The 5,312-nt window shown below is 66.3% G+C and carries 3 protein-coding genes; 1 reads left to right on the top strand and 2 read right to left on the bottom strand.

The annotated features are described in order from the left end of the window. Positions 1–3: 3 nt before the first annotated feature. Positions 4–408 carry an ArsR/SmtB family transcription factor gene (locus CM1CMNOD_RS02250; protein WP_131773815.1) on the top strand — a complete coding sequence of 135 codons (405 nt, stop codon included), beginning with the start codon at positions 4–6 and terminating at the stop codon, positions 406–408. A 96-nt stretch (positions 409–504) separates the two neighbouring features. Here the strand turns inward: CM1CMNOD_RS02250 and CM1CMNOD_RS02245 are convergent, their stop codons facing one another. Both CM1CMNOD_RS02245 and CM1CMNOD_RS02240 read right to left on the bottom strand, forming a co-directional pair. Beyond that, positions 505–2,022 (bottom strand): PstS family phosphate ABC transporter substrate-binding protein, encoded by a 1,518-nt coding sequence (locus tag CM1CMNOD_RS02245; protein ID WP_013872058.1) that lies wholly within the window; start codon positions 2,020–2,022, stop codon positions 505–507. A 408-nt stretch (positions 2,023–2,430) separates the two neighbouring features. Further along, a partial coding sequence (locus CM1CMNOD_RS02240) for an ATP-binding protein (protein WP_131773814.1) occupies positions 2,431–5,312 on the bottom strand: 2,882 nt, incomplete at its 5' end.

The raw sequence follows: 5,312 nt of genomic DNA, 5'->3' as shown, positions 1-5,312 counted from the left end.
CCCCTGCCCACCCCGCTTCCCGCGCGCGCCGCCCCCACGGGCCCCGGCACGCGCGCGGATTCCGACGCGTCCGGCCTCGCCGGCCTCCCCGTGGTCTGCTGCACCCCGCTGACCAGGGCGCCGCTGCCCGCCGAGGAAGCGGAGCGACTCGTCACGGTCCTCAGAGCGATCGCCGTGCCCGCCCGGCTGCGACTCCTGTCGATGATCTATGCCCGTGAGAACGGCGAGGCCTGCGTCTGCGAGCTCACCGAGCCCCTCGGCCTGAGCCAGCCCACCGTCAGCCACCATCTGAAGGTCCTGGTGGACGCCGGGCTGATCACTCGGGACAAACGCGGCGTCTGGGCGTACTACCGGGCCGTGCCCGACGCCCTGGCTGCCCTGGCCACCGTCTTCGCGCCCCCACGGTAGCCGCCTGACGGCGCGGGGAAACCACCGTACGAAGCGGGTTCCGGTCCGGACCGCTCGGGCGACCTCATGATCAAGTACCCGTGGGAGTCACCACGATCACTGTTGGCAGCGCCTGAAACCCTCCGGGCTGTAGCACGGCAGGTGCCCATGGGCCTTCATCACGTCCTGGCCACCGCCCCTTGTCAGATAGTTCAGAAAACTTGCGGTGAGGGAACCCGTGGGCGGCTGGCCATAGGTGTAGGCGTACTCGATCTCCGTGAAGGGATAGCTGTCGTCACCGATGGCCTCGATCGACGGCGTCTGACCGTTGATACGCAGAGCGTGCAGGCCGCCGGCGGCGACAGCGGCCTGCAGTTCGCTGTATCCGATGGCGCCAGGGAGTTTCGCCACGGTTCGCAGCACCCGCTCGGTGCTGTCGAGTTCACAACGGACGACCCTGTCCTGCGGGGAGTTCCTGTGCTCACAGTCCAGCGAGGTCAGTGCCGGCTCCCCGAGCCCGTCGAGAATGCGCCGCCGGAACAGGTCACGGGTACCCGAGTTGGCGTCCCGGCTCACCAACAGGACCGGAAGGTCGGGGCCCCCGACCTGGCTCCAGTTGAGGATGTCACCCCGATAGATCATCCGTATCTGGTCGACCGTGAGATCCACGGTCGACACGCTGTCGTTCACCACCAGCGCGAACGCGGAAATCCCGATGCGCTCTCCCATCATCTGCGGATAACCGGCCGGCTTGGAACCGTCATAGACAGAGATCACAGCAGGCGGCCCGTCGGCGGTCTCGGTGGCGGCCTCCGCCAGCTCCTGGATACCCTCGTTGCTGCCGCGCGGACTCACCGTTATTCTTGTTTCCGGGCATTCAGACTCGTATTTTTCGGCAATTTCCCGTACGACCGGAGCGAAAGCGGTCGAACCGATTATGGTGAGCTTTCCGGTAGCGCAGCCGATGGGTGGCGGCACATCTCGGCGGACGACGATGACCGCCAGTGCTGTGACGCAGAGGGTGAGCAGAATGGTGATCCAGCGGGCGGGTCCGCTGAACAGGGGTGGGGTGTCGTCGACCGTCGTGCTGCGGTTGGGCTCCACCTTGCCATCCCGGATCCCGCCGGTGACTCGGACACCGAGGCCGACCCGGCCGCCGGTGAGCAGCACGAGCAGCTTGTAGTGTTGACCACGATTGAGTGGGACACGGGGCAGATGGATCATGCTGCCGCTGTGCCGCATGGCTCCCGGCGGAGCAAAGTGGTCCATCAGATGCTCGGCGTCGGACTGGGTGACGGCAACACCCCTGACAGTTCGCTCGGTGAAGACGACGGTGAGGCCGTTGCTGGTGTAGTCGGTGTCGGTGATGCCCTCCGCGCCGTCGTTTTCGATGCGCAGGAGAACAAGGGTGCCATCCGACATGTCAGGGAGGTCGTTGAACAGGCCGAGCCGCGTGTCCACCTGACTCTGCCCACCACGGTTGTCGCTGCCGATGGGAGTGTCCATCTGCACGCGATAGCCGATGCGTCTGCGGTGAGGTACCCGGCGTTCGTACCAGACCACGGCGAAGGAGGCCACGATGCCGAGCACCGCGGTGAGTACGGCCACGATGTTCTCGGTGCTCAGCCAGCCCACGTCCGCCCCATCCCCAAATGCACGGTCAGGCCGATATGTCGTTCAACGAACGTATGTGTTCCGCGTCAGGGCCGGCGCGTTCCGCACCACCGGGCTCCCATCTGTTCGCCATGAATTCACCTCGGTCAACTGCGCGTTCATTTCTGTCGACCGCGAGTTCACCTCGACCGGACAGGGCGACCCGGCGGGGCTGTTGTTTTCTGTCTCCTCGGGCGGAGGTCCCGGCGGGCACGAATATGGCACGCCCCAGCTGGCCCGGCGGATCCATACGGTTCGCGGACGCCGGTCAGCAGTCGTTGTACGAGTCCCGACCGGCGATCCGTGGACACGACCAGGCGTGACGGTACGCGGCGACCCCGGGAGGGATCTGGGCCCAGCGGGCCTCCGCCACCCGTGCCGGAAAACCGACTACCGAGTATTCCTGTCGTCCGGCTTCTGGCGGGTGAGCCGCTGCCGGATGCAGGCGAGGAGCTTGTCGGTGTCGACCGGCTTGGTCACGTAGTCGTCAGCGCCGGCGGCAAGGCACTTCTGCCGGTCGCCCGGCATGGCCTTCGCGGTGACGGCAATAATCGGCAGCGCGCCGAAGCGGGGCATTTCCCGGATTGCCGTCATCGTGGCGTAACCGTCCATTTCCGGCATCATCACGTCCACGAGAACGAGCTCGATGCCGTCGGTGGCGAGCAGGATGTCGATGCCCATGCGCCCGTCGGGGGCGTGAATCACGGTCAGGCCGTAGAGCTCGAGGATGCTGGTGATGGCGAACACGTTCCGGACGTCGTCGTCGATCACAAGAATCCTGCGGCCGCGGAGCACGTCGTCCGTGGTGGCATGTGCTGGGATGCCGTTGTCGCCGGGTGTGGGCGCGGATACCGGCGCGGCCGCGGACACCTGTGGGCCGGACAAGCCAGAGGAGCCAGAGGAGCCGGACGAGCCGGGCGGCAGTGGCAGGGCCGCGGGTGTCGGCGGGCCGGAAACGGCTGGCCGCGTGGCGCCATGGGCCTGTTCACCGATCGCCCCGGGCGAGGACAACGGCAGGTAGAGGGTGAAGGTGCTGCCCTGCCCGAACTCGCTCTGGGCACGGATCACACCACCGAGCAGAGCCGCGACCTCGCGCGCGATGGACAGTCCCAGGCCGGTCCCCCCGAACCTGCGGCTGGTGCTGCCGTCACCCTGCTGAAAGGCTCCGAAAAGCCGGTCCAGATTCTCCTCGGCGATACCGATACCCGTGTCGATCACCGCGAACGCGACGGCCGGGCGCCGTTCGTCGTCGAGTACACGGTCACTGACCACCCGTATCCGAAGTTCCACCCCGCCCAGCTGGGTGAACTTGACCGCGTTGGACAGCAGGTTACGCAGCACCTGCAACAGACGCTGCTGATCACTGACCAGCGCGTCCGGCACGTCGGGGGCGACCTCTACGGTGAACCGCAGGCCCTTCTCCTCGATGATCGGACAGAAGATGCCCTGGACGTCGTCGAGAAGCGCGCTGAGAGCGAAACGCTCCAGGTGAATGTCGATTTTTCCGGCCTCGACCTTCGACAGATCGAGGATGTCGTTGATGAGCTGCAGGAGATCGGAGCCGGCGGAGTGGATGACGTTGGCGTACTCGACCTCCTTCGGGCTGAGGTTGTTCGCCGGGTTCTGCGCCAGCAGCCGCGCCAGGATGAGCAGGCTGTTCAACGGCGTGCGCAGCTCATGGGACATGTTGGCGAGGAACTCCGACTTGTACCTGGACGACAGGGCGAGCTGCCGGGCCCGTTCCTCGATTTCCTGCCGGGTCTGCTCGATCTCGAAGTTCTTGATCTCGATGTCGTGGTTCTGGCGAGCCAGCAGAGCCGCCTTCTCCGCCAGCTCGGCGTTGGAACGCTGCAGTTCGTCCTGACGGCTCTGGAGTTCTTCGGAGCGCGCCCGCAGCTCGGCTGCGAGACGTTGTGACTCCGCCAGCAGCGCGTCGGTACGCGAGTTGGCGACAATAATGTTGATGTTGACGCCGATGATCTCCATCAGCCGGTCCAGAAAATCCCGGTGCACCTGCGTGAACGGGGTGAAGGAGGCAAGCTCGATGACGCCGAGCACATGATCCTCGAAGAGGACGGGCAGCACGATCAGATTGACCGGTTCGGCGTGGCCGAGACTGGATGAGATCTTCACATAGTGCACCGGTGTCCGGTCGATGAAAATCGACTTCTTGGTTCTGGCCACCTGCCCGACCAGGGACTGTCCCAGGTCGAACTCGCGCGGCACGTCGGGGTGGGCCTGGTACCCGAAGCTGGCGATCAGGCGCAGCGCGGGCGCGGGTGTGCCCGCACCGGATCCGGCCAGGAAGAACGTGCCGTACTGGGTGCCGACCAGCGGCGTGAGCTCGTCCATGACCAGTTCCGTGACGGTGTTGAGATCACGGTGTTTCTGCATCAGGCCGGATATGCGGGCCAGGTTGGTCTTCAGCCAGTCCTGTTCCTGATTGGCGCGCGTGGTCTCGTACAGCGACCGCACCATCGCGTTGATGTTGTCCTTGAGTTCGGCGACCTCCCCCCGTGCCTCCACCGAGACGGACCCGGTGAGGTCACCGGCCGCGACCGCGCTGGTCACCGCGGCGATCGCGCGCACCTGACGGGTGAGGTTGCCGGCGAGTTCGTTGACGTTCTCTGTCAGCCGCTTCCACGTCCCCGAGACGCCCTCGACCTCGGCCTGCCCGCCGAGCATCCCCTCGGTGCCGACCTCGCGGGCGACCCGGGTGACCTCCGCGGCAAAGGACGACAGCTGGTCGACCATCGTGTTGATGGTGGTCTTGAGCTCCAGGATCTCCCCGCGGGCATCGACGTCGATCTTCTTCGACAGGTCGCCCCGGGCCACGGCGGTGGTGACCTGGGCGATGTTGCGGACCTGGCTGGTCAGGTTGCTGGCCATCGAGTTGACGTTGTCGGTGAGGTCCCGCCAGGTGCCGGAGACGCCCCGCGCGACGGCCTGCCCGCCGAGGTTGCCCTGCGTCCCCACCTCGCCCGCCACCCGGATGACCTCGTCGGCGAACGAGGACAACCGGTCGACCATCGTGTTGATGGTCTCCTTGAGCTCCAGGACCTCCCCGCGCGCGTCCACCCGGATCTTCTGCGTCAGGTCGCCCTTGGCCACCGAGGTGGTGACCTCGGCGATGGAGCGGACCTGGACGGTGAGGTTGGCCGCCATGACGTTGACGGACTCGGTGAGGTCCTTCCAGGTGCCCGAGACACCTTTGACGTCGGCCTGCCCGCCCAGTCGTCCCTCGGTGCCAACCTCCCGGGCCACCCGGGTGA

It is taken from the genome of Protofrankia symbiont of Coriaria myrtifolia, assembly GCF_900634755.1.
Taxonomy (GTDB): domain Bacteria; phylum Actinomycetota; class Actinomycetes; order Frankiales; family Frankiaceae; genus Protofrankia; species Protofrankia coriariae.
The sequence above is the reverse complement of the archived record's forward strand: the minus strand, read 5'-3'. Positions and strand labels throughout refer to the sequence as shown.